The 24378-nt window shown below is 62.4% G+C and carries 19 protein-coding genes; 12 read left to right on the top strand and 7 right to left on the bottom strand.

Features of this window, described 5'->3' with window-relative positions:
* The first annotated feature begins 5 nt into the window (after nt 1–5).
* Nucleotides 6–638: a phosphatase PAP2 family protein gene (locus M0D65_RS13150; RefSeq protein WP_266253040.1), complete on the top strand. Its 633-nt coding sequence runs from the start codon at nt 6–8 to the stop codon at nt 636–638.
* On the top strand, nt 625–1590 hold the full coding sequence (locus M0D65_RS13145) for a fatty acid desaturase family protein (protein ID WP_266253039.1): 966 nt from the start codon (nt 625–627) through the stop codon (nt 1588–1590). Before M0D65_RS13150 ends, M0D65_RS13145 begins: the two co-directional genes overlap by 14 nt.
* Before the next feature lie 13 nt (nt 1591–1603).
* On the opposite strand, the gene gabD is transcribed toward M0D65_RS13145, so the two are convergent.
* On the bottom strand, nt 1604–3064 hold the full coding sequence (gene gabD / locus M0D65_RS13140) for an NADP-dependent succinate-semialdehyde dehydrogenase (RefSeq protein ID WP_266253038.1): 1461 nt from the start codon (nt 3062–3064) through the stop codon (nt 1604–1606).
* Nucleotides 3065–3145: 81 nt separating this feature from the next.
* Nucleotides 3146–4429, bottom strand: a complete 1284-nt coding sequence (locus M0D65_RS13135) for a 4-aminobutyrate--2-oxoglutarate transaminase (RefSeq protein WP_266253401.1) — start codon at nt 4427–4429, stop codon at nt 3146–3148.
* A 177-nt stretch (nt 4430–4606) separates the two neighbouring features.
* Between M0D65_RS13135 and M0D65_RS13130 the strand changes: the two genes are divergently transcribed.
* Nucleotides 4607–6112 (top strand): PLP-dependent aminotransferase family protein, encoded by a 1506-nt coding sequence (locus M0D65_RS13130; RefSeq protein WP_266253037.1) that lies wholly within the window; start codon nt 4607–4609, stop codon nt 6110–6112.
* A gap of 7 nt (nt 6113–6119) precedes the next feature.
* Here M0D65_RS13130 and M0D65_RS13125 read toward each other — a convergent pair whose 3' ends face one another.
* A complete protein-coding gene (locus M0D65_RS13125; RefSeq protein WP_091007646.1) occupies nt 6120–7004 on the bottom strand; it encodes a LysR substrate-binding domain-containing protein in 885 nt (294 codons plus the stop codon).
* A 180-nt stretch (nt 7005–7184) separates the two neighbouring features.
* Here M0D65_RS13125 and M0D65_RS13120 point away from each other — a divergent pair, with 180 nt between their 5' ends.
* Nucleotides 7185–7823 (top strand): hypothetical protein, encoded by a 639-nt coding sequence (locus M0D65_RS13120; RefSeq protein WP_266253035.1) that lies wholly within the window; start codon nt 7185–7187, stop codon nt 7821–7823.
* A 13-nt stretch (nt 7824–7836) separates the two neighbouring features.
* Here M0D65_RS13120 and phnE read toward each other — a convergent pair whose 3' ends face one another.
* The 3 genes from phnE to phnC are packed head-to-tail and all read right to left on the bottom strand — an operon-like array spanning nt 7837 to nt 10582.
* Nucleotides 7837–8688 carry a phosphonate ABC transporter, permease protein PhnE gene (gene phnE / locus M0D65_RS13115; RefSeq protein WP_266253033.1) on the bottom strand — a complete coding sequence of 284 codons (852 nt, stop codon included), beginning with the start codon at nt 8686–8688 and terminating at the stop codon, nt 7837–7839.
* Nucleotides 8685–9650 carry a phosphonate ABC transporter substrate-binding protein gene (phnD, locus tag M0D65_RS13110; protein WP_266253032.1) on the bottom strand — a complete coding sequence of 322 codons (966 nt, stop codon included), beginning with the start codon at nt 9648–9650 and terminating at the stop codon, nt 8685–8687. Before phnD ends, phnE begins: the two co-directional genes overlap by 4 nt.
* A 53-nt stretch (nt 9651–9703) precedes the next feature.
* Nucleotides 9704–10582, bottom strand: a complete 879-nt coding sequence (gene phnC, locus M0D65_RS13105; RefSeq protein ID WP_266253030.1) for a phosphonate ABC transporter ATP-binding protein — start codon at nt 10580–10582, stop codon at nt 9704–9706.
* 262 nt (nt 10583–10844) lie between these two features.
* On the opposite strand from phnC, the gene M0D65_RS13100 reads away from it, so the two are divergent.
* From M0D65_RS13100 to M0D65_RS13085, 4 genes are all read left to right on the top strand, one after another.
* Nucleotides 10845–11879: a M14 family zinc carboxypeptidase gene (locus M0D65_RS13100; protein WP_266253029.1), complete on the top strand. Its 1035-nt coding sequence runs from the start codon at nt 10845–10847 to the stop codon at nt 11877–11879.
* The gene (locus tag M0D65_RS13095) at nt 11876–12649 is read left to right on the top strand and encodes an alpha/beta fold hydrolase (protein WP_266253027.1); all 774 of its coding nucleotides are present in this window, start codon (nt 11876–11878) and stop codon (nt 12647–12649) included. The genes M0D65_RS13100 and M0D65_RS13095 overlap by 4 nt, the downstream gene beginning before the upstream one ends.
* 68 nt (nt 12650–12717) lie before the next feature.
* A complete protein-coding gene (locus tag M0D65_RS13090; protein ID WP_266253026.1) occupies nt 12718–17601 on the top strand; it encodes an NAD-glutamate dehydrogenase in 4884 nt (1627 codons plus the stop codon).
* A gap of 77 nt (nt 17602–17678) precedes the next feature.
* Nucleotides 17679–18587: a cation diffusion facilitator family transporter gene (locus M0D65_RS13085; RefSeq protein WP_266253025.1), complete on the top strand. Its 909-nt coding sequence runs from the start codon at nt 17679–17681 to the stop codon at nt 18585–18587.
* A 24-nt stretch (nt 18588–18611) separates the two neighbouring features.
* On the opposite strand, the gene M0D65_RS13080 is transcribed toward M0D65_RS13085, so the two are convergent.
* On the bottom strand, nt 18612–19310 hold the full coding sequence (locus tag M0D65_RS13080) for a glutathione S-transferase (RefSeq protein ID WP_266253023.1): 699 nt from the start codon (nt 19308–19310) through the stop codon (nt 18612–18614).
* 94 nt (nt 19311–19404) lie between these two features.
* Here M0D65_RS13080 and M0D65_RS13075 point away from each other — a divergent pair, with 94 nt between their 5' ends.
* From M0D65_RS13075 to M0D65_RS13060, 4 genes are all read left to right on the top strand, one after another.
* Nucleotides 19405–19980, top strand: coding sequence for a TetR/AcrR family transcriptional regulator (locus M0D65_RS13075; protein WP_266253022.1), 576 nt, complete (start codon nt 19405–19407; stop codon nt 19978–19980).
* 312 nt (nt 19981–20292) lie between these two features.
* Entirely contained in the window at nt 20293–21504 is a 1212-nt protein-coding gene (locus M0D65_RS13070) for an aminotransferase class I/II-fold pyridoxal phosphate-dependent enzyme (RefSeq protein WP_266253021.1), read from the top strand.
* Nucleotides 21497–22717 carry an MFS transporter gene (locus M0D65_RS13065; RefSeq protein WP_266253020.1) on the top strand — a complete coding sequence of 407 codons (1221 nt, stop codon included), beginning with the start codon at nt 21497–21499 and terminating at the stop codon, nt 22715–22717. The genes M0D65_RS13070 and M0D65_RS13065 overlap by 8 nt, the downstream gene beginning before the upstream one ends.
* Nucleotides 22718–22827: 110 nt before the next feature.
* Complete coding sequence (locus M0D65_RS13060; RefSeq protein ID WP_266253400.1) at nt 22828–24378, top strand: carboxyl transferase domain-containing protein; 1551 nt, start codon at nt 22828–22830, stop codon at nt 24376–24378.

The raw sequence follows: 24378 nt of genomic DNA, 5'->3' as shown, positions 1-24378 counted from the left end.
TCACGATGATGAATCTTCGCCGGCTCACAGGACGTCCGGACTACCGGCAGGCGCTGGTTGCGCTGCTCGGCATGCTGGTAGGTCTGAGCATTTTCTTCGCGCTCGAGCGAGCAATCGTGCCGCGCTACAGCTTCGTCACGCCCGTGGATAGCTACATTCCGTTCATCCCGGTGTCGTGGTACGTCTACGTGCTGTTCTTTCCGTTCGTGGTCGCACTGTCGGCCTATGCACCGGCCAGCGACTTCAACGCGTTCAAGAGCGCGACGCTGCTTGCGTTTGCCATCGGTATCGTTTCTTTTCTCATGTTCCCGGAGTTCATTCCGCGGCCCGATACCGCGCTGATCGAAAATGCTTTTCTGCGCCAGCGGTTGTCGCGCATGTGGCGCCTGGACTTGCCGTCCAACGGTTTTCCGAGCCTGCACGTGGCCGTGACCTGCCTTGCGTGTTTGATGCTGCGATCGAGCCGGCACTGGTGGCTCGTTGCACTTGCCGGAGCGCTGATCTGTCTGTCGACGCTTACCCTCAAGCAGCACACGGTGGCCGACGTTGCGGGTGGCGTGCTGCTGTCCGCGGTATGCAGCTTCCTCGCGCATAAACATAAACGGCAGAACGTAGGAGCTTCGCGTGAGATCGCCTAGATCGCATGCTGGGAGCAATGAGGCGCTGAACCGCTTCGTCCCGGATACGCGGCTCTTCCAGATGAAGCCGTGGCGTGCGTTGGGTGCGCTAGCCGCCGACTGGGGTTTGATTGCCGTGTCGCTACTGGTGGTGGCGCTGTGGCCGAATCCACTGGTGTATGTGGTTGCGGTCGTCGTTGTGGCCCGCAGCCAGCTTGCGCTTGCGGTGATGATGCATGAGAGTGCGCACGGGGTGTTGCTGTCTCGCCAGTGGCTGAACGATATCGTCGGGCAGATGTTTGCCGCGGGGCCGCTGTTCCTGTCGCTGCAAACCTATCGGGCAGGGCATCTGAAACACCACCTCGCGCCGATGGCGCATGACGATCCGGTCGCGGTGGTCTTCGGCATCGACGACTATCCTGTCTCACGCGGCAGGTTGGCGGCGAGGCTCATCGCCGATCTATGCGGCGTGTCCTACTTCGTCAGCGCTACCAGAATGCTGCGCGGTGTCTATCGGGATGTGCTGCCAAAGGTGGCGAAGTCACACCGCGATCAGTTTGTCGAAGTGGCATCGATGCTCGTCAGCAACGGCCTGTTAGCCGGCGTGCTGGCGTGGTGCGGACATCCGTTGCTATACGTTGGCTTGTGGTTGCTGCCCGCAGTGACGCTGTTGCCGCTGATGGGAAGAATCCGCGCGATCCTCGAGCATGCCGGCCTGCCCGCCAGCGACGATCAAAGCCAGAATGCGCGCACCATCACACACGGCTCATGGCAGACGTTCCTGTTCGGTCCGCATGCGATCCACTATCACATCGAACATCATCTCTACGTGCGCATGCCGTTCTATCACCTGAGTACCGTACACCGGCAACTCGCTGCGCAGCAGCTGTTGCCGGCGAAGAATCTCTACAGCGGCTACGGCGCCGTTCTGCGCGACGTGAGCGATCCGGCGTTGCGACCTCGCGTGCCGTGATCGCCCACTGCGTTTAAATCCCACCCATACACAGATACTTGATCACGACATAGTCGTCGATCCCATAGTGCGACCCTTCACGGCCAAGCCCTGACTGCTTGACGCCGCCAAACGGTGCGACTTCGTTCGAGATCAACCCGGTGTTGATACCGACCATGCCGTATTCGAGCGCTTCGGCAACACGCCACACACGGCCGATGTCGCGGCTATAGAAGTACGCAGCAAGACCGAACTCGGTATCGTTGGCGAGCTGAATGACTTCTTCGTCGGACGAGAAGCGAAACAGCGGCGCGAGCGGGCCGAACGTTTCGTCGCGCGCGACCTTCATCGCAGGCGTGACGTCGGCAAGCACGGTCGGCTCGAAGAAGCCGTGGCCGAGCGCATGACGCTTGCCGCCGGTGACGATACGCGCGCCTTTCGCCAACGCATCTTCGATATGCGATTCGACCTTTAGCACGGCCGCTTCGTTGATCAACGGACCTTGCGTGACACCTGCATCGGTCCCGTCGCCGACCTTCAACTGGCCCACCGCATCGCGCAGCTTCGTGGCAAACGCGTCATAGACCTTGTCGTGCACGTAAAAACGATTCGTACACACGCAGGTCTGCCCGCTGTTGCGGTACTTCGACGCGATCGCGCCGGCCACCGCGGCATCCAGATCGGCATCGTCGAACACGATGAACGGCGCGTTGCCGCCGAGTTCGAGCGACACCTTCTTGACGGTCGGCGCGCACTGTTCCATCAGCAGACGGCCCACCGGCGTCGAACCGGTGAACGACAGCTTGCGCACGATCGGGTTGCTGGTCATCTCGGCGCCGATCGCACGCGGATCGCCGGTGATCACGCTGAACACGCCGGCCGGCACGCCCGCACGTTCGGCGAGCACTGCAAGCGCGAGCGCGGAGAACGGTGTGGCCTCGGCGGGCTTGACGACGATCGGACAACCGGCGGCCAGCGCGGGGCCGACCTTGCGCGTGATCATCGCAGCGGGGAAATTCCACGGCGTGATCGCAGCGCATACGCCGATCGGTTCTTTCGTGACGACAATGCGGCGGTCACTGGCCGGCGACGGAATCGTGTCGCCGTTCACGCGTTTTCCTTCCTCGCCGAACCATTCAAAAAACGATGCCGCGTACTGGATCTCGCCTTTTGCTTCGGCAAGCGGCTTGCCCTGTTCGATGGTCAGAATGAGCGCGAGGTCGTCGGCGTGCTGGAGCATCAGGTCGCTCCACGTGCGCAGGATCTTGCCGCGTTCTTTTGCGGTTTTTGCGCGCCACGCCGGCCATGCCGCGTTTGCCGCTTCGATGGCGCGGCGGGTTTCCTGCTGGCCCATCTTCGGTACGGAACCGATCGTTTCGCCGGTGGCGGGGTTATTCACGTCGAACGTCTTTTCGTCGTCGGACGATAGCCATTGGCCTGCTACATAGGCCTTGTTCCGCAGCAGCGCGGGGTCGTTCAGTTTGATTGAATGCATGGTCGTCTCGCAGCGGGGCAAGAGAAAAACGGGGATACGGCAGCGCAATGACGGACATCGCGCTGCCGCAAAAGGAAGGTGTCAGGCCGTTGCGACGATGCTTTCCTTCAGCACTTCCTGGAGGATCGTCAGTGCTTCGTCGAATACGTTGTCCTGGATCGTCAGCGGGAACAGGAAGCGCACAACGTTCGAGTACACGCCGCACACGAGCAGCAGCAAGCCGCGTTCGAGTGCACGCGTCTGTACGCGCTTCGTGAACTCCGCATCCGGCTCGTGGCCGCCCGGTTTGCAGAATTCGACGGCGATCATCGCGCCCGGACCGCGCACTTCGGCGATCTGCGGTACGTCGCGTTGCAACGCGTTGAGCGTCGCTTTCACGCGGTCGCCAAGCTTGACGGCGCGCTCGCACAGTTTTTCTTCGTCGATGATATCGAGCACAGCGTGCGCCGACGCGACGGCGAGCGGGTTACCCGCATACGTACCGCCGAGTCCACCCGGCGCCGCCGCATCCATGATCTCCGCGCGGCCGACCACGCCCGACAGCGGCATACCGCCGGCGAGGCTCTTCGCCATCGTCATCAGATCGGGCACGACGTCGTAGTGATGCATCGCGAACAGCTTGCCGGTGCGCGCAAAGCCGGTCTGCACTTCATCGGCGATCAGCAGGATGCCGTGCTCGTTGCACAGCTTGCGCAGCGCGCGGACGAATTCGACCGGTGCCTGATAGAAGCCGCCTTCGCCTTGCACCGGTTCGAAGATGATTGCCGCGACGCGCTTCGGATCGATATCGGCCTTGAACAGGAATTCGATTGCCTTCAGCGAGTCTTCGACCGAGACGCCGTGCAGCGCATTCGGGAACGGTGCGTGGAATACGTCGGATGGGAACGGTCCGAAGCCGAGCTTGTACGGCGCGACCTTGCCTGTCAGCGCCATGCCCATCATCGTGCGACCGTGGAAGCCGCCCGTGAAAGCGATCACGCCTGGCCGGCCGGTAGCCGCGCGCGCAATCTTGATCGCGTTTTCGACGGCCTCGGCACCGGTCGTGAAGAAGGCGGTCTTCTTCGGATGATCGCCGGGCGCGCGGCGGTTGATCTTCTCGGCCAGCTCGACATATGACGCGTACGGCACGATCTGATACGCGGTGTGCGTGAAATGATCGAGCTGTTCGCGGATCGCCGCGACGATCTTCGGGTGGCGATGGCCGGTGTTGTTCACCGCGATGCCGGCGGCGAAGTCGATATAACGGCGACCTTCGACGTCCCACAGTTCCGAGTTCTCAGCGCGCTCCGCGTAGAAATCGCACATCACGCCGACGCCGCGCGGGGTGGCGGCATCTTTGCGGGTTTTCAGTTCGGCATTCTTCACGTCGATCTCCTTCATGTCCGGTGGGCGCCGGTGGGTCGTGTCTGGATGGGATGGCTTGTGCCGCGCGCGTTGCATCGACGCTCCGATGCTCAGCGAGGGTCGCCACATGCTGCGACTATAATCAGATTTGGCTCTTGCTTTCAGAGCCATTTCAATAAAAATGTAGGAGCCAATTTCATGCGCGCGAGCGTTTTGTCCGACTGGCTGGCGCAGCGGCTCGATCGGGGCAACGGCCAGCCGATCTACCGGCAGCTGCACCGGCTGTTGCAGCAGGCGATCCTGTCGCGCGAACTGCCCGCCGGCACCAAGGTGCCGTCATCGCGGCTGCTCGCCGCCGAGCTGGGCATTGCGCGCAATACGGTGACGCAGGTGTTCGAGCAACTGGTGCTGGAAGGCTATGTGACGTCGGCAACCGGGCGCGGCACGTTCGTTGCGGAAAGCGCACCGGACGAGATCGTCGGCTCGCTCGATGCCGCGCTGGAACAGACATCGTCCTTACCGGCAGCAACGTCCGCCGAACCCGCGCTGTCGGTGCGCGGCGCGCGGCTGATTGCCGGTGCGGGGGTCTCAAAACGGCAGGGCGGCGCGTTCATGCCAGGCGTGCCGGACGTGTCGCGGTTTCCGGCGCGCGTCTGGAGCCGGTTGCACACGAAGTACTGGCGGCGCCCGCGTCCCGACCTGCTGACCTATGCGCCGGGCGGCGGCCTCGCGTTGCTGCGCCACGTGCTGGCCGACTACCTGCATACGGCGCGCTCGGTGCGTTGCACACCGGGGCAGATCATCATCACGACCGGCATACACCAGTCCGTCGATCTCGCGGTGCGGCTGCTCTCCGATCCGGGCGACCTGATCTGGACCGAAGACCCGTGCTACTGGGGCGTGCGCAGCGTGCTGCACGTATCGGGATTGCAGTCGCGGCCGATCCCCGTCGACGATGAAGGCATCAACCCGTCGCCCGCCGATCTCGCCGCGCCGCCGAAGCTGATGCTCGTCACGCCGTCGCACCAGTACCCGCTCGGCATGGTGATGAGTCTCGCGCGCCGCCGCATGCTGCTCGAGTACGCGCGCCAGAACCAGTGCTGGATCATCGAGGACGACTACGACAGCGAGTACCGCTACGGTAGCCGGCCGCTCGCGTCGCTGCAGGGGCTCGATACGGCGGGGCAGGTGATCTACGTCGGCAGTTTCGGCAAGACGCTGTTTCCGGGCTTGCGGGTCGGCTATATCGTGGTGCCCGAGGCGCTTGCCGAAAGCTTCGCAACTGCAAGCGCGGAGCTGTATCGCGAGGGGCAGTTGTTGCAGCAGGCGGTGCTCGCGGAATTCATCGCGGAAGGGCATTTCACGTCGCACATCCGCAAGATGCGCACGCTGTACGGCCAGCGCCGGCAGACGCTGCTCGATGCCGCTGCGCAACGCTACGGCAGCGGGTTTTCGGCGGTGGGCGGCGATGCCGGCCTGCATCTGGTGATGCAACTGCCCGACGGCACCGACGACCGCGCGGTTGCTGCCGCCGCGCTCAAACGCAACATCGTCGTGCGCGCATTGTCGGGCTACTACGCGGAGCCGGCCAGCGCGCCGTTGGGTTTGCTGCTCGGCTATGCGTGCGTGCCCGACGACGAGATCGCGCCGGCCTTCAACACGCTCGCCGATGCCGTCGACGAAACTTTGAGCCAGTTGGCCTGACGCAGCCTCACGCTGCGCTCGCGAACAACCAGTCGAGAAACACATTCAATTCGCGGTCGTGCGGCGCGTCGCGGTACAGGCAATGAAACGGCGCGCCTTCGAGCTGCACCTCGGGAAACAACTGAACGAGCCGTCCCTGCTGGATATCGTCCTCGACGATCGCCTGCGGCGCGAGCCCGATGCCGAGCCCGCTCGCCGCGGCCTGCACCAGTAGAAAGAACTGGTCGAAGTAGCGCCCACCGAGCGTTTCGCCGGTCGCCACGCCGGCGCTATTGAACCAGTACTGCCACGCATCGGAGATGTCGGTGTAGTGCAGCAGCCGCGCGCTGCGCAGATCGGCGGGTTCGTGCAGACGGGCGAGTTCGCGTAACCGCGGCGAGCAGATCGCGATTGCACGGTTGGCGATCAGCGGTCGCGACGCATAGCCGTAGCGCCGGAAGTTGGGCTCGTACCGACGCACGACCGCATCGCTCGATTCGTCGACCTGCTCGATGCCGAGTTCGGCCGACACGGTGATCTGCACGTCGATGCCCGCATGCAGCTCCTGAAAGGCGGCGAGCCGCGGAATCAGCCAGCCATGCGCAAACGACATCGACGTGTTGATGCGGATCACGCGGGTCGCTTCTTCGCCGCTCATCTGCGCCGTCGCTTCGGTAAGCCGCCCGAGGCAACTGGCAACATCGGCGAGGTAGTGGCGCGCGCGCGGTGTCATCTGCAGTGTGCGGCCGTTGCGCTCGAACAGCTTCTGGCCGAGATAATCTTCGAGCACGCGGATCTGCTGGGTGATTGCGCTATGCGTGACGCACAGCTCTTCGGCGGCTTTCGAGAGGCTTTTCAGGCGACCGGCGGCTTCGAAGCTGCGCAGGGCGTTCAGCGGGGGCAAACGACGCATCGACGGCTCTCATATCCAAGTATTGCTTTTATTTCTAGCAGAATTTTTCAATTGGCGAAAGCAGGGGATCGCCCGCAGAATGGCACTCTCCCCTTGAATGGCTGGGCTCTCATGCCGATTGGCTCAAGTCGAAAATCCGAGTTTTTCTATTGTCTTCGAATGACGCCGCGTGGAGCGTCCGTGGCGGCCGTCGTTGGAGCGTTGCTGCTGCTTGGCGCCTGCGCGGACCCGAATGCGGATTCGAACGAGCGCGTCACCGGTTCGGGCGGCAAGGCGGTTCGCTACAGTTCGCGCCAGGTCACCGTCGACCTGACCGCGGAAGAGCACAGCACGCTGGAAAAGGTTCGTGACCACACGTATCCGAACGCGACAGGGCCGCAGGCATTGCATGCCGTCGTCGCGGCGCTGGAGGCGGACGGCTACGCACCGGTGACCTCGGAAGCGGATACCGGGATTGCCCAGGGCGGGCACGGCGAGACGCTGGTTCCGAAGTGGCGCGAGGTGTTGCGCGGTGTGGTCAAGGCAAAGTTCGGGTTCTTGCCCGCGAAGCCCGACCATCAATACACGACCGCGCTCGTCAGCGTGCGGGCTGCCGAACACGGTCACGGTGTCGTCGTCAGGGCGCGCTTCGACAACACGGTGTATGACACCAACGGCGATTCGCAGACGAAGACGGTGATCAAGCCCGACGCCTACGATGACTTCTTTGCGCTCACCGCTCGTGCATTGAGCGGTGAGAATCTCGCCAATCTCAATGCGACTGCTAGCGCATCGGCGGCGACGGCCGCACCGCATAGCCCGGCTGCACTACCGCAGTGACCGGGCTGCGCTCCTAGATCACCCGTTCCCGCAACCACGCAGACACCAGATCGATCGCCGTGACGACCACGATCACCATGATCATCACTGCCGCAGTCTGCGCATAGTTGAACGAGCGGATTGCCTCGTACAGCACGACGCCGATGCCGCCCGCGCCGACCATGCCGACCACCATCGCCGAACGCACGTTCGACTCGAAGCGGTACAGCACATACGAAATCCACAGCGGCAGCACTTGCGGCAACACGGCGTAGATAATCTCGTCGAGCCCGGTCGCGCCGGTCGCGCGCACACCTTCGGCGGGGCGCGGATCGATCGCTTCGACGGCTTCGGCGAAGAGCTTCGCCAGCACGCCGGTGGTATGCACCCACAGCGCCAGCACGCCAGCGAACGGACCGAGGCCGACGGCGACGATGAACAGCATCGCGAACACCATCTCGTTGATCGCGCGGCACGCATCCATGACCCGGCGCACCGGCTGCACGACCCATACCGGCGCCATGTTGCGCGCCGACAGCAGGCCGCACGGAATCGCGCAGACGACCGCGAGCACCGTGCCCCACACGGCGACTGCGAGCGTCACGAGCAACTCCTGAACGTAGATGCGCCAGTCGCCGAAGTCGGGCGGAAAGAAGTCTTTCGCGAACTGCCCCATGTTGCCCGAGTCGGACAGCAGATCGAGCGGGCGCATGTCGGCGCCGCGCCACGCGGCGCCCAGCACCGCTAACGCGACGATCCAGCCGACCAGCGACAACCAGCCGCGCTTGCCGGCCGCATCCGCAGTCGCAGCCGCGGATGGGTTGGATAGGTCCGCAAGCGCCGTATCGCGCGGCGTCCGGCTCGCGGCCAGCTCGGCGGCGTTCATTGCTTCGGCGCAGCCGCGTCGAGCGCGGCGAGTTTCGCATCGAGCGCGGCAATCTGCGTCTTGCGATCGCCGTCCGACAGATGCGTATTGCTCTCGAGCTTCTGCTTCTGCTGGAACAGGGCCACCTGACGGATCGGCAGCAACTGCGCATCCGACGATGCCGCGAAACCGCCATACCCCGTGATGTTCGCCATCACCTGTTTCTCATGCGCATCGGTCTTCGCGTAGTTCAGGAAGAAATTGCGCAGCTTGTCCTTGGTCGGTTGCGGCAGATCGCGGCGCCAGACCAGCGGATCGGATGCAATGAGCGGCGACTTCCACAGCACGCGCACCTGCGCGAACTTGTCCGGATGCAGCTTCTTTAGCGTGTCGAGCATCTCGGTGTTGTTCGTCGCAATATCGATCTTGTTGTTCACGACGGCCAGCAGGTTCGCTTCGTGGCTCGACGGCAGCACGGTCTTGAACGACGTGTTGACCGGCGCATTGTGTTGCGCAAACAGGTAGTAGCCGGGAATCAGCGAACCCGACGTCGAGTTCGGATCGCCGAAGCCAAGCGTCACGTCTTTCGTGTTCTTGAACACATCGTCGAGCGTCTTGAAACGGCTGTTCACATTGGTGATCAGCACCGAGTAGTAACCGGCGTCGCCGTTCGCATAGACGATCTTCGCAAACACTTCGCCGTTCGAGCGGTCCACCGCTTCCATCGCCGAGGCATTGCCGAAATAGCCGATCTGCACCTTGTTGAAACGCATCCCTTCGATGATCCCCGAGTAGTCGGTGGCGAAGAACGCTTTCACGCTGAGGCCGGTTTGCCGGTTCAGGTCGTCGATCAGCGGTTGCCAGCGTTGCTTGAGCACTGCGGACGAATCGGTCGAGATGATGCCGAGGTTCAGATCCTCGGCATGCGCGGCGAGGCACGCAAAGGCGGCGACGCCTGCGATCAGGGTACGGAGAAATTTCATCGGGTTGTTCCTGTGGTGAAGCTTATGTAGCGAATGAGATTGTGTGTGGTGAATCAGGTGGAATGCGCGGGATCGAGTGCGAACGCGTACGGCGACGCGGTGGCTGGCGCGCTGGGTGTCGTGACGGCGCGACCTTCGTCGGTGGCCGCGGCGGCCGGTTCCTCGAACAGCTCGCGCGCCGCATCGCCGTACAGCTTTTGCAGCAATGCTGGCGAGAGCGCCGCCGACGGTCCGTCGTAGACGACCTTGCCCTGTCGCAGCGCGATCGTACGCGGGCAGAACTGCATCGCGATGTCGACCTGATGCAGCGACACCAGCACGGTCAACTGATGGTTGGTATTGAGCGCGCGCAGCATCTCCATCACACGGCGCGACGATTCCGGATCGAGCGAGGCAATCGGTTCGTCCGCGAGAATGATGCGCGCCCGCTGCACGAGCGCCCGCGCGAGTGCCGCGCGCTGTTGCTGGCCGCCCGACAGATTTGCTGCGCGTTCGGTCGCATGCCCGCTAATGCCGACTTCGGCGAGCGCGGTCATCGCGAGCGCACGTTCGCTGCGCGGAAACGTGCCGGTGAGCCGGCGCCAGAACGGCAGCCGCGCGAGTGCGCCGATCAGCACATTGGTCTGCACCGACAGCCGGTTCACGAGATTGAACTGCTGGAAAACAAAGCCGATATCGCGGCGAATGCTGCGTACTTCACGAACCAGCTTCCCGTCGTGCTGGATCGGACGACCGAGGATCGAGATCCGCGACGGCTGCGCATCGGAGACAGCAAACCCCGCAATGTGTCGCAACAGTGTCGACTTGCCCGAGCCGGAGGCGCCGATCAGCGCGACCATTTCTCCGGGCTCGATACGCAGGCCGATTTCGTCGAGCGCCTTGCGACCGTTGCTGAACGTCTTGCTCAGACGTTCGATAAGGATTGCTTCCATAGATGCCTCGCCATTGCATCCGGCCGATACCGGAGCGATGCGGCTCATTCTAGGAAGCGACTATGACTATTGAGTGAAGGGATCATAACGTCTAGATGACTATATCTTCCAGGGCGTCACGCGATTGTCAATATGACGCGTCCGTGACAGATCACAGTTACCGTGCGTGACATGTCATGCATTGTTTACCTCGACCGGGCTATATTGCGGGTATCGGCACAAGCCGTCCCCAATAACCTTGCACTTCGTATACAGCGCTGCCATGCAGGCACTGAGCTTTCTTCCCGATAGTTTCGCGGAGTACGAGGATCTCAAATCGATCCTCGACGACGGCAGTGCGATCTTCGATATCGGCACGGCCTGCGAAACACGCGTGCATGGCAGAACGTTTGCGGTCCATACGGCGAGCATTGGCTCGCGCGATCCGCAGGCGCCGGCAATCGGGTTTTTCGGCGGGATTCACGGCCTCGAGCGCATCGGCACGCAACTCGTGCTCGAGTACATGCGTGCGTTGCTCGCGCGCCTCGAATGGGACGAACTGCTGGTGCAGCAACTGCAGTCGATTCGTCTGATCTTCATGCCGATCATCAATCCTGGCGGTATGTGGGCCGCGACGCGCGCGAATCCGAACGGTGTCGACCTGATGCGCAACGCGCCGCAGGATGCCGATGCACGCGTACCGCTGCTTGCGGGCGGCCAGCGGCTCGGTGCGTGGTTGCCGTGGTATCGCGGGCGGCGCGGTGCGCCGATGGAGTGCGAAGCCGCAGCCTTGCTCGATGTCGTGCAGCGCGATCTGGCCGCGCGTCCGCTCAGTCTCGCGCTCGATTGTCATTCCGGCTATGGCTGGCGCGACAGCATCTGGTTTCCGTATGCGCGCACTCGTCGCACGATGTCGCATCTACCGGAGATGTACGCGCTAAAGACGATGTTCGAGCGCGCGCATCCGCATCATGGCTACATGTTCGAGCCGCAGAGTCATCAATACCTGCTGCATGGCGACCTGTGGGACTGCGCCTACGACCGTGCGCCCGCGCAAAACGTGTTCCTGCCGATGACACTCGAACTCGGCTCGTGGCTATGGATCAAGAAGAACCCGCGGCAGATCTTTTCACGCCAGGGCATGTTCAATCCTGTGAAGGCGCATCGCACCGCGCGCGTGCTGCGGCGTCACGCAAACCTGCTCGATTTTCTGACACGCGCCGCGTACGCCTCGCAGCGCTGGCTGCCCGAAGGCGCGCGGCGTCAGCAACTGCAGCAACGCGCAATCGATCATTGGTATCGCAAGGCCGGCGCATGAGCACGTGGGTTTTGCTGCGTGGCCTGACGCGCGAGACGCGGCACTGGGGCGCGTTGCCGGCTGTGTTGCGCGATAGAACCGACGCCGGTGATCCGCTGTTGATCGATCTGCCAGGCAACGGCGAGTTCGCGCGGTTACGCTCGCCGGCGAACGTGGCGAGCACGGTGGGGTTCGTGCGTCTCGCCGCGTTGCAGAGCGGTGCACCGGCGCCGTACCGCGTACTCGCGATGTCGCTCGGCGGCATGGTGGCGACTGCGTGGGCGCAGCAGTATCCGCACGAGATCGAACGGCTCGTGCTGATCAATACGAGCATGCGGCCGTTCAGTCGCGCAGTCGAGCGGCTGCGACCGCAGGTGTGGCCCGAGGTATTGCGGATCGCCGCGCACTGGCGCGACGCGCCCGTAGCGGAAGCGGCGATTCATCGCCTGACATGCAACCGTCACGACACGCTCGCTAGCGATCTCGCCGACTGGATCGCGATACGCGAACAGGCACAGGTGTCGCGGATGAATGCGTTGCGTCAGTTGTGGGCCGCCGCGCGTTTCCGGGCGGACGATCTTGCGCCGCGTTGCGCGACGCTCGTGCTGTCGTCGGGTGGCGACCGGCTGGTCGATCCGGTGTGCTCGGAAAAACTCGCGGCGGCGTGGCAGGTGCCGCATATTCGGCACGCATGGGCCGGCCACGATCTGCCGCATGACGATGTCGTGTGGACTGCCGAGACGATCGCCACGTGGCTCGCGCAGCATCCGGAGCAATCCGAGATGTCCTGATGCACTAGTCTGGCGCATAATTCCCTTCCCGACGATGCAGTCGATAGTCGCCCGTTGCGGAGGACGTCATGCAAGCGAAGAACGAAGAAGCCGTCGCGCACCTGTTCAACGATATCGTCGAGTTCGCCCGCGGCCGGTTGCCCGAACCGGCCTTCGCCATCGTCGAACCCTTTCTGCGGCATTACTACGACTTCGTCGATGCGGACGACCTGCATAGTCGCGGCGTCGCCGATCTATACGGCGCGGCGATGGCGCACTGGCAAACCGCGCAGCGCTTCGTGCCCGGTACCGAACGTCTGCGCGTTTATAACCCGATACTCGAACAGCACGGCTGGCACTCGGACCACACGGTGATCGAGATCGTCAACGACGACATGCCGTTTCTCGTCGATTCGGTATCGATGGCGGTGAACCGGCTCGGGCTCGCGCTGCATTCGGTCGTGCATCCGGTGTTTCGCATCTGGCGCGGCAGTGATGGTGCGATTGCGCGTGCGGCGGAAGGCGGCGAGGAAGTCAACGATACGGGCGACGCAGCGGCGGAGCTGCAATCACAACTCACATCCTTCATTCATTTCGAAGTGGACCGTTGCGGCGATGCGGCGCGACTCACGGCACTGTCCGACGATATCGCGCACGTGCTCGGCGATGTTCGCGCAGCCGTCGAAGACTGGCCGAGGATCGTCGAGATCGCCCACGCAACGATCAAGGAGATGAAGCTTCGCGAGAAGGGCGCGGAAGGCCTCGAAGCCCGCGCGTTCCTCGAATGGATGGCTGCCAATCACTTTACGTTTCTCGGCCAGCGCGACTACGAACTGGTCGCGCATGGCGATGGCTTTGGGCTGCGCGGCGTGCCTGGATCGGGGCTCGGCATCTTGCGCGATGCGCTGCGCGAACCCGGCAGCGCGGATGTCACACCATTGCCGCCGGCCGCCGCGGAAATTATCCGCGGAGCGTCGCCGATCTTTCTGACCAAGGCGAACTCGCGCGCGACCGTGCATCGACCCGGCTATCTCGACTATGTCGGCGTGAAGCTCGTCGATGCCGACGGCAACGTGAAGGGCGAACGGCGCTTCATTGGCTTGTACACGTCGACCGCATATATGGTGTCGAGCGCGGAGATTCCGATCGTGCGGCGCAAGTGCGCGAACATCGTGAAGCGCGCGGGCTTCCTGCCGAAGGGCCATCTCGGCAAGTCGCTTGTCACCGTGCTCGAAACCTATCCGCGTGATGAACTGTTCCAGGCCGACGAGAACGAACTCTATGACATCGCGCTCGGCGTGCTGCGGCTGCAGGAGCATCAGCGCACGCGGATTTTCGTGCGACGCGATCGCTTCGACCGGTTCGTATCGTGTCTCGTGTTCGTTGCCCGCGACAAGTACAACACCGATCTGCGTCGTCGCATCGCGTTGCTGCTGACCGACGCGTTCAATGGCGCAACGGTCGAATTCACACCGCTACTGTCCGAGTCGACGCTCGCGCGGATTCACTTCGTCGTGCATGCGCAATCCGGTGCGATGCCGGAAGTCGACACGCACGAACTCGAAACGCGACTCGTGCAGGTGACGCGGCGCTGGCAGGACGATCTGGCCGATGCATTGCTCGACGCATCCGGCGAAGAGCAAGGCAACCGATTGTTGCAACGCTATGCCGATTCGTTTCCCGCGGGCTATCGCGACGACTATCCGGCCCGCACGGCAGTGCGCGACATCGAATTGATCGAGCGTGTGCAGGGCAGCGAACGGCTCGCGATGAACCTGTATCGCCCGATCGAAGCAGGGCCGCGCGCGTTTCGCTTCAAGGTTTACCGCGCAGGCCAACCGATTGCGCTGTCGCGCAGCCTGCCGATGCTCGAACACCTCGGCGTGCGTGTCGACGAAGAGCGGCCCTATCTGATCGAAACGCCGCACGCCACACCTGCATGGGTGCACGACTTCGGCCTCGAACTGGCCGACGACGCCGAGTTCGACATCGAGCGCGTGAAGGACCTGTTCGAGAACGCATTCGAACAGGTGTGGACCGGAGAAATCGAGAACGACGACTTCAACCGGCTCGTGCTGCGTGCGCATCTGAGTGCGCGCGAAGTGACGATCCTGCGTGCGTATGCGAAGTACCTGCGCCAGGTCGGCTCGACGTTTAGCGACGCGTATATCGAGCGCGCGTTGACCGGCAATCCGGCAATTGCGCGCGGATTCGTCGAGCTGTTCATCGCGCGTTTCGATCCGTCGCCAGACGATGCACCGGAAGCGCGCGAAAGCCGAACGGCGCAATTGAGAAAGGGCATTGAAGCCGCGCTCGACAAGGTGCCGAATCTCGACGAAGACCGCATCCTGCGGCAGTTTCTCGGTGTGATCGGCGCGACGCAGCGTACCAATTACTACCAGCGCGACGCGGAAGGCAAACCGAAGCCGTATCTGTCGTTCAAGTTCGATCCGTCGCAGGTGCCGGGTTTGCCTGAGCCGAAACCGATGTTCGAGATCTGGGTGTACTCGCCGCGTGTCGAGGGCGTGCATCTGCGTGGTGGGCGCGTCGCACGTGGTGGCCTGCGCTGGTCCGATCGACGCGAGGATTTCCGCACGGAAGTGCTCGGGCTGATGAAAGCGCAGATGGTGAAGAACGTCGTGATCGTGCCGGTCGGTTCGAAGGGTGGATTCGTCGTGAAGAACCCACCGCCGCCCGGCGATCGCGAAGCGTGGTTGCGGGAAGGTGTCGCGTGCTATCAGACGTTCCTGCGCGGGCTGCTCGATCTGACCGACAACCGCGTGGCCGGTGCGATCGTGCCGCCTGTCGATGTCGTGCGGCACGATCCCGACGACCCTTACCTCGTCGTCGCCGCCGATAAAGGCACGGCAACCTTCTCCGACTACGCGAACGCGATCTCGCAGCACTACGGCTTCTGGCTTGACGACGCGTTTGCTTCGGGTGGATCGGTGGGCTACGACCACAAGAAGATGGCGATCACCGCGCGCGGTGCGTGGGAATCGGTGAAGCGGCACTTTCGTGAGATGGGCGTCGACACCCAGGCCACCGACTTCACGGTAGTCGGCGTCGGTGACATGTCCGGCGATGTGTTCGGCAACGGCATGCTGCTGTCGCCGCACATCCGTCTGGTCGCTGCGTTCGATCACCGGCATATCTTCCTCGACCCGAATCCCGATGCCGCCGCGAGTCTCGCGGAGCGCAGCCGGCTCTTCGCGCTCGAACGTTCGAGTTGGGCCGACTACGATCCGGCACTGATCTCGGCGGGTGGTGGGGTGTTCCCGCGTAGTGCGAAGACGATCCCGGTGTCGACGGCGATGCAGGTTGTGCTCGGCATCAACACGGCTGCGCTGGCGCCCAACGATCTGATCCGCGCGCTGCTGCTCGCACCGGTCGACCTGCTGTACAACGGTGGTATCGGCACTTACGTGAAGGCGAGCCGCGAGACGCACGCGCAGGTGGGCGACCGCAGCAGCGATGCCGTGCGCGTGAACGGCGCGGAACTGCGCTGCAAGGTGGTCGCGGAAGGCGGCAATCTCGGCCTCACGCAACTGGGGCGCATCGAGTTTGCGCAGCACGGCGGCCGGATCAATACCGATGCCATCGACAATTCGGCGGGTGTCGATTGTTCGGATCACGAGGTCAACATCAAGATCCTGCTCGGCCTCGTGGTCGCGGACGGCGAGATGACCGGCAAGCAGCGCAATACGCTGCTCGCGGAAATGACCGATGAAGTTGGCTTGCTCGTCCTGCAGGACAACTACTACCAGACGCAGGCGCTGTCGATTGCGGGTCGCTACAGCGTCGAACTGCTCGATGCGGAAACACGCACGATGCGCTGGCTCGAGCGCGCGGGGCGCCTTAACCGCTCCATCGAGTTTCTACCCTCCGACGAGGAAATCGCCGAACGTCAGGCTGCGAAGCTCGGCCTGACGTCACCTGAACGCGCGGTGCTGCTTGCGTACAGCAAGATGTGGTTGTACGACGCATTGCTCGACTCCGATCTTCCCGAAGATCCGCTCGTGGCCGGCATGCTGGTCGACTATTTTCCAAAGCCGCTGCGTCAGCGTTTCAGCGAACCGATGCGACATCATCCGTTGCGTCGCGAGATTCTGGCTACATACCTGACGAATGCACTGATCAATCGCGTTGGTTGTGCGTTCGTGCATCGGCTGATGGAGGAAACCGATGCGCAGCCCGGCGACATCGTGCGTGCTTGCCTGATGGCGCGCGACGTATTCGATCTCGACCGCGTGTGGCGCGACATCGACGCGCTCGACAACCGCGTCGCCGACGACGTGCAGGCGCGCATGTTCGTCGAGGTTGCGCGGCTGCTCGAGCGTGCTGCGCTGTGGTTCCTGCGTCAATTGCAACTGGGCGCGGTGCAGGACGGCGGCATGGCGGGGCTGCTCGCGCGTTGCCGCGAGGCGGCGCAGCGGCTTGCACCGCAATGGCCGGCGCTGCTGCCGCAAGACGATCTCGATGCGCTTTCCGCGCGGCAGTGCGAGCTGGTCGATGCCGGGGTGGACAGCGAACTTGCGGTGCGGGTCGCGAGCGGCGAGATTTCGGCGGCGCTGCTCGATATTGCCGAAGTCGCGGCGACTGCCGGGCGCAGTCTTGAGCTTGTCGCGGGGGTGTACTTCGCGCTGGGCACGCAGCTGAACTACGGCTGGATTGGCGAGCGCGCAGCGGCACTGCTGACGCCCACGCACTGGGACCTGCTTGCACGCGCCGCCGCGCTCGCGGAGCTCGCACGGCTCAAACGTGCGTTGACGGTGAGCGTGCTCGGGCAGCAAGACGATACGCACGAGCACGTGGAAACACCGGACACGCTCGTCGAGACCTGGTGCGAACGACGAGCGGCCGCTCTGGAGCGATATGGGCGACTGCTCGCCGATCTTCGTGCAACCGGCGGCGCAAGTCTGTCGATGCTGCTCGTAGTCGTACGCGACATGGCCGTACTCGAGCGCGCCTGATACCACCGCAGCAGGGGCGGGCGGTTGTGTTAAAAAGGCGGTTCCCTTGATCGCACCACAACCTGCCCGCCCCGACGATGACAGAAGAATCGCCGAAAGCCATTTTCTACGCGCTCGCCGCCAACCTCGGCATTGCGGTCTGCAAGTTCGCCGCCGCGGCATTCACGGGCTCAGGCTCGATGTTCGCCGAGGCGATCCACTCGACCGCCGATTGCGGTAACCAGTTGCTGCTGCTGTTCGGGCTGCGCCAGGCGCGCCGGCCCGCGACCGTGCTGCATCCGCTGGGTGCCGGTCGCGCCATTTACTTCTACTCGTTGATCGTCGCGTTGCTGCTGTTTTTCGTCGGCGGTGCGTTCTCGGTTTATGAGGGGATTCACCGGCTGCTTGAACATGAGCCGCTGTCGCATGCGTTCGTCGCGCTCGCGGTGCTAGGTATTTCGGTTGTACTCGAAACGTTCTCGCTGATGGGCGCGATCCGCGAGATTCGCAAACAGCATCCGGATAAATCGATGTGGCGGTGGTTTCGCGAAACGCGCGAGTCGGACCTGCTGGTGGTGGCGGGCGAAGACATTGCCGCGCTGGCGGGGCTCGCTATCGCGTTCGTCGCCGTGCTGCTGACGATGGTCACCGGCAACCCGATGTACGACGCGCTCGGCTCGATCGGCGTCGGTGTGCTGCTGATGGTGATTGCATGGCTTGTCGCACGCGAAGTGAAGTCGATGATGATGGGCGAATCGGCGAGCCCGGAAGTGCGGCGAGCGATCGAAGCGCATCTGCGGGCGCGCAGCGAGATTCGCAGCATCATCAATCTGATCACGCTGCAATGGGGCCGACATATCGTCGTCGCGGTGCAGGCCGAGATGATCGACTACGCGAGCGGCCGCGCGATGGTCGATGCAATCAATGTGATCGAAGCGGATTTGCAGGCCGCGTTCCCGCAGGCTAAGTGGGTGTTTTTCGAGCCCGATGTGCCGCGGGTGAAGTAAGCGGCCGTGTTTGCAGCGGCGACTTCAAGCGGGCGCTTGAGCCGGCTCCGACATCGTCACGCGGTTCTTTACGCTGGGCCGCTTCTGCATTCTCGCGTACCAGGCTTGAAGCGCTTCACATTCGTCGGGTACCGGCAAGTTCACAAGCCCCGCAAAGATCAGACCGCCAATAACCGTGATGTCGGCCATCGAGAAAACCGCACCGGCCACGAACGGTTGCTTTCTTAAAACACCATCGAAATAGCGCATCCCTCTCAGCGCTTTGTCGCGCTGACGGAATCCCCACTCGGCGTTCTGATAAATCTCGACCTCGGGTCCAAGACCTGGGGTTGCGTGATGGAAGTAGACGCTAATGGCGTCGAGCAGCTCCAGTTCGGCGCGCTTGCTCATCATGTGGATCAAGCCCCTCTCGCGCGGCGTTCTGCCGGTCAGTGTCGGCGTGCCGTCGAGCGCATCGAGGTATTCGGTAATCGCCGTGCATTCGGCAATGAAAGTTCCATCGTCGAGCTCGAGTACCGGCAGCGTGCCTGAGTAGTTCTTGACCAGAAATCCGACCTTCTTGTGCTCGCCTTTCCAAAGATCGACCGTCACAAACTGAACCTGCGACTGCAGGCTCTTCTCGGCTAACGCTATACGCACGCGAGCCGGATAAGGGCCGGTGGGCCAGTCGTGGATCTTCATCACAGCGCGCGTCGTTGCATCGAAATCGATGGTGGAATTCATAGCTATCCTTGTCTACCTAACACTTGGTAGGTTGAAATATAGGAGCTAGAATGATCCTCGTCAACGTCCATTTTGGCTTTCGAGGTCCGCAGCAATGAGAAACGAATCGAGCTCAAGCACCAGCGAGAGCATCCTGGCGGCCGCGAAGGCGATTGCGCAGGCGCACGGCTACAACGGATTAAATTTTCGCGACCTTGCGGACGATGTGGGCATTAAGGCCGCCAGCATCTACCACCACTTTCCGAGTAAGGCCGATCTCGGCGCGGCTGTAGCGAAGCGTTATTGGGAGGACTCAGCGGCTGCGCTCGATGCATTGCTGGCCGAATCGGCAGATCCGCTCCAATGTCTGCGCCAGTATCCCGATACGTTTCGCAAGGCGCTCGAGCGCGATAACCGTATGTGCCTCTGTAGCTTTATGGCGGCCGAACACGATGATTTGCCTGAAGTCGTGATGAAAGAGGTCCGGACGTTTGCCGATGTGAATATTGCGTGGTTGAGCAAGGTTTTGTCCGCTGCCGCCCTAGTCGATTCTAAAGAGGCTGAACGGCGGGCCGGTGCGATTTTCGCTGCTATAGCAGGCGCTCAGCTTATGGCGAGGAGTCGCTCGGATATCTCGCTTTACGACGCGTTAATTGACGGCTATCGCACGGCGGGCCTCCTGCCTGCATAGATGCATTTAAGAGGCGACGCGAGAAAATCTGTCAATAGAATAAAACTTCGATAAAGCGTAAGCGCGCGAGTTTCTGGTGAAAACCGCATGGGTGTCCAATAGCTTGTAAATATAAATATCGTTATGCCGAAAAGTTGCTTAGTTTCTCCGGGAGGAAAAGCTAGGCTTGCCGCATTGAATGTCAGTCTTGCAGTTCCGGTTCATTCTGATTTTTAACCTGCGGCCAACGGACTCGATAAATAACCATATCGCATAGCGTGATCTGTATCTTCGGATGCGGATCGGCGCCGGCTGGTCATCTCTGGAAATTCCATGCATTTATTCACTAATACAAAAAAGGCCATCCAGATCAGCAATAGCTTCTGGGACGTTACCACCCAGGCTGGACTGGCCAATATCGTCTCCCGCAATCTAAACGACGGCGTACATGAAGCGCTTGCCACGGGTAAATCGTTTCTCAACATGTCGTCCTATTCGTACCTCGGCCTCGATTCTCACCCGGATATTTTGCGGGCAGCCGCCGACGCCGTACTGGAAACAGGTTCTCTCAATACGTCCATTTCCAGAATCCGGGTTCAATTCGATATTCTGCAACGCGCGGAGCAGGCGCTGGCGGAACTCGTCGAAGCCGATGTTCTGACCACGCCCTCGTGTGCCGCGGCTGCAGCGGCGAGCTTGCCCTTGCTGGCCTCGGGTGCGTTGACCGACGATGTCGCGCCGCTCATGGTCTTCGACAAGAACGCGCATTTCTGCCTGAACATGATGAAGCCGATTTGCGCCGACGAAGCGGAAGTCGCCACCATCCGGCACAACGACCTCGATGCGCTGGAGGACTTGTGCAAGAGTCGGCCGAGGGTCGCTTATGTTGCGGATGGCGTGTATAGCACGGGTGGCCAGGCGCCGGTCAAGGAGCTGCTGCAACTGCAGGACAAGTACGGTCTGTTCCTGTTCTTCGACGAGGCACATGGCTTTTCGACCTTGGGGCGGCATGGGCGTGGGCTGGTGCTCGAAGAGATGGGGGCGATCAATGACCGGACTCTGATCGTCACTTCGTTGAACAAGGGCTTCGGCGCATCGGGTGGGGCCATCTTCCTTGGGCCGCGTCACAATCTCCACCGCCACAATCTGGCTACGCGTTTCGGCGGTCCGATTACCTGGTCGCAGCGAATCAATACGGCGGGCCTGGGCGCGATCATCGCGTCCGCCGCCATCCACCGGTCCGATGCATTGCCGCGCCTGCAAAACCGCTTGCAGGACAACGTCCGCTATTTCGACGAGCTGATCGAATCGGAAAGCCGCGGCGATGGATTGCCGATCCGCTTCATTTCCATCGGCTCAGAGGACAACACGATCGTCTTTGCCAAGAGCCTGCTGGAGCAAGGTTTCTACACTTCGCCGATCTTCTTCCCGGTGATCGCGAAAGGGCGTGCCGGCTTGAGAATCATGATCCGGGCAAACATGCAGCAGGAAGACATCCGGCGCTTTGCCGCGAGCCTCAACCAGCTCAAGGCCGACCATGAGTGACAAGCCCGCTCTCGCTGCCGATACGCCACTGGAAAACGCCGCATCGGCCTTTCGCGCGATGGCGCTGGCGTGTCTGATCGTATTCATGGCGCAGATGGCGACGACGGTTTATCTACCGTCGCTACCCATCGTCATGCGCGATCTGAAGATGACTCAGGGAACGGTCGAGCTGTCGATCTCCGCCTATGTGATCGGCGCGGCGCTGCCGGTACTGTTCTGGGGTGCCGCCGCGGAGCGCTGGGGCAGACGCGGCCCTTTGCTGATTTCGCTGCTGCTGTTCGTGGGCGCCAGTCTGCTGCTTGCAGGCTGTACTTCAGCGCTGGAGCTGCTGGTGTTGCGCGCCATACAGGGCATCGCGGGTGGCGGCGCGGCGATCATCGCCAGAATTATCGTGCGGGACAATTGGCGTGGCGACGAACTGGCGCGACGACTTTCCGTGCTGTCTATCGCCTTCATCACGGCACTGGGCGGAGGGCAGTTTATCGGCGGTCTGATCGGTCAGTACAGTCACTGGCAAGCGGGTTTCGTGCTGATGGCGCTGACCGCCGCGCTGGCGATCGGCATGTCATATTCGTTGCCTTTGAAGACGGGGCGCCGCACAGCAGTGACCTCGGGTATGGCCGGCACGTACTGGAGCGTACTGCGCCGCCCCGGTTTTCTGTGGCCCGCCTGCGCGGGCGGATTGGGATTCGCCACGACCGTGACGTTGCAGGAAGTGAGTCCTTTTGTGTTCCAGGAGCATTTCGGCCTGGCCGTGACGGGCTTCGGCAGTATCGGCTTGCTGATCGGTGTTGCGTATTTCAGTGGTGCGATGCTGGTTAATCGCCTGGTGAAGCGGCTCGGCGGTGTACGACTGATGCATGCCGGCGCGACGTTGATCGCTGGCGCGACCACGCTGATGCTGGTGTCCTCGCTAGCTGGCGTGCTCAATCATTTCGCCGGGCTGTGGATTTTCATCGGGCTGTATTGCCTGACGATTTTTGGCCAGGCGGTGCTGTTTCCCAACAGCATGGCGACCGCCGTCAGCGATGCCCACGACTACGGTGCCCACGCGATGGCCTTATGCGGCTTCCTGCAGCAAGGACTAGCGGGCATAGCCGCGACCGCGTCGGTGTTACTGCATCACGACGGTACGTGGACCTACGCTGTGTTCGCACTCGGTGCGCTGACCTTGCTTCAGGTGAAATTGAAAGTACGAACCCGGCACGTGTGATGCGTCGGAGCCGGTCCGATTTTCGGTTGCTCCAGTTAAAAAAAGGAATACCAGTCATGTCACGTATCGAATCGCGTATCCCGTCGACGGGAGAGGCGTTTATCAGGAATATGGCGGCTTTCGGGGAATTGCGCGCGCAGATCGATGCTGTGCGCGAGGCGGCTGTGCTGGGTGGCGGCAAGGAAGCGCAGACACGTCAGCGAGCCAAAGGCAAGCTGGCGCCGCGGCAACGCATCTCGCTGTTGCTCGACCCGGGTACGCCGTTCATGGAGATCGGCCAGACCGCGGCCCACGACGTCTACGACCACGCGGTGCCATGCGCGGGCATTGTCACGGGTATTGGCGTAGTAGAAGGGCATGCGGTCGCGATTTTTGCCAACGACGCGTCCGTGAAGGGCGGCACGTACTACCCGCTGACCTTGCGCAAGCACTTGCGCACCCAGCAGATTGCGCGAGAACAGGGGTTGCCGTGCCTGTACCTGGTCGATTCGGGCGGTGTCTATCTGCCGTTGCAGGAAGAGATATTTCCGGACGAGCACCACTTCGGCAAGATCTTTCGCAATATCGCCGAAATGTCCGCTTTGGGCTTGCCGCAAATTTCCGCTGTGATGGGTTCGTGCACCGCGGGCGGCGCCTACATTCCCGCGATGAGCGACGAGACGATCATCGTACGTGGCAACGGTTCGATTTTCCTCGGCGGCCCGCAACTGGTCCGGGCCGCAACCGGCGTGATCGTCGATGCGGAGACGCTGGGCGGCGCCGACGTGCATACGCGCGATAGCGGTGTCGCCGATCATTACGCCAACAGCGACGAACACGCCATTGTGCTGATGCGCGAAATCGTCTCGCGCCGGGGGCGCGGCAAACTGACGCCACCGCCGCAAGCACCGCTGCCGCCGCGACACGATCCTGAAGAATTGCCCGGCATCATCAGTGCCAATCCGCGCGAACACATTCCCGCCCGTGAAATTCTGTCGCGCCTGCTCGATGACAGCGAGTTCGCGGAATACCGTGCGCGCTTCGGTACCACGATCGTCTGCGGTACGGGTCATATAGGCGGTTATCCGGTGGGTGTGCTGATCAACGACGGAGTGTTGTTCTCGGAAAGTGCGCAGAAGGCGACCAACTTCATCGAGCTTTGTTCGCAGCGACAGATTCCGCTGCTGTTTCTGCACAACATCAACGGCTTCATGGTCGGTGCGGAGTACGAGTCGGGCGGCATCGCCAAGCATGGCGCGAAGATGGTGAACGCGGCGTCGTGCGCGCGGGTGCCGAAGTTCAGCATCCTGATTGGCGGCAGTTACGGTGCGGGCAACCTCGCCATGTGCGGCCGCGCGATTGGTCCTCAGTTCATGGCGATGTGGCCTAACGCCAAGACCTCGGTGGTGGGCGGCGAACAGGCCGCTACCGTGCTGGCCCTGATCCGCGCGGAACAGGCGGCCAAACAGGGCACCACGTTTACGCCCGAAGAGGAAGAGGCATTCAAGCGCCCGATCCGCGAGTCCTACGAGCACCAGGGGCAAGCCCTCTATGTCGCGGCGAGGATGTGGGTGGACGCCATTATCGATCCCGCCCGGACTCGCGAGTGGCTGACCTTGAGCCTCGCTCTCGCCGCGGCAGCGCCGCCCCAGGAAACCCGCTTCGGCGTCTTCAGGATGTAA

Origin of the sequence: Paraburkholderia sp. CHISQ3 (assembly GCF_030464945.1) — a bacterium.
Lineage (GTDB): Bacteria > Pseudomonadota > Gammaproteobacteria > Burkholderiales > Burkholderiaceae > Paraburkholderia > Paraburkholderia megapolitana.
This window is presented reverse-complemented; position numbering and strand designations above follow the sequence as displayed.

Bases quoted from the DNA above. Each gene is read 5' to 3' on its own strand.
- M0D65_RS13150 (WP_266253040.1), top strand. From the start codon at position 6: ATGATGAATCTTCGCCGGCTCACAGGACGTCCGGACTACCGGCAGGCG.
- gabD (WP_266253038.1), bottom strand. From the start codon at position 3,064: ATGCATTCAATCAAACTGAACGACCCCGCGCTGCTGCGGAACAAGGCC.
- M0D65_RS13130 (WP_266253037.1), top strand. From the start codon at position 4,607: ATGCGCGCGAGCGTTTTGTCCGACTGGCTGGCGCAGCGGCTCGATCGG.
- M0D65_RS13125 (WP_091007646.1), bottom strand. From the start codon at position 7,004: ATGCGTCGTTTGCCCCCGCTGAACGCCCTGCGCAGCTTCGAAGCCGCC.
- phnE (WP_266253033.1), bottom strand. From the start codon at position 8,688: ATGAACGCCGCCGAGCTGGCCGCGAGCCGGACGCCGCGCGATACGGCG.
- phnD (WP_266253032.1), bottom strand. From the start codon at position 9,650: ATGAAATTTCTCCGTACCCTGATCGCAGGCGTCGCCGCCTTTGCGTGC.
- phnC (WP_266253030.1), bottom strand. From the start codon at position 10,582: ATGGAAGCAATCCTTATCGAACGTCTGAGCAAGACGTTCAGCAACGGT.
- M0D65_RS13100 (WP_266253029.1), top strand. From the start codon at position 10,845: ATGCAGGCACTGAGCTTTCTTCCCGATAGTTTCGCGGAGTACGAGGAT.
- M0D65_RS13095 (WP_266253027.1), top strand. From the start codon at position 11,876: ATGAGCACGTGGGTTTTGCTGCGTGGCCTGACGCGCGAGACGCGGCAC.
- M0D65_RS13090 (WP_266253026.1), top strand. From the start codon at position 12,718: ATGCAAGCGAAGAACGAAGAAGCCGTCGCGCACCTGTTCAACGATATC.
- M0D65_RS13085 (WP_266253025.1), top strand. From the start codon at position 17,679: ATGACAGAAGAATCGCCGAAAGCCATTTTCTACGCGCTCGCCGCCAAC.
- M0D65_RS13080 (WP_266253023.1), bottom strand. From the start codon at position 19,310: ATGAATTCCACCATCGATTTCGATGCAACGACGCGCGCTGTGATGAAG.
- M0D65_RS13075 (WP_266253022.1), top strand. From the start codon at position 19,405: ATGAGAAACGAATCGAGCTCAAGCACCAGCGAGAGCATCCTGGCGGCC.
- M0D65_RS13070 (WP_266253021.1), top strand. From the start codon at position 20,293: ATGCATTTATTCACTAATACAAAAAAGGCCATCCAGATCAGCAATAGC.
- M0D65_RS13065 (WP_266253020.1), top strand. From the start codon at position 21,497: ATGAGTGACAAGCCCGCTCTCGCTGCCGATACGCCACTGGAAAACGCC.
- M0D65_RS13060 (WP_266253400.1), top strand. From the start codon at position 22,828: ATGGCGGCTTTCGGGGAATTGCGCGCGCAGATCGATGCTGTGCGCGAG.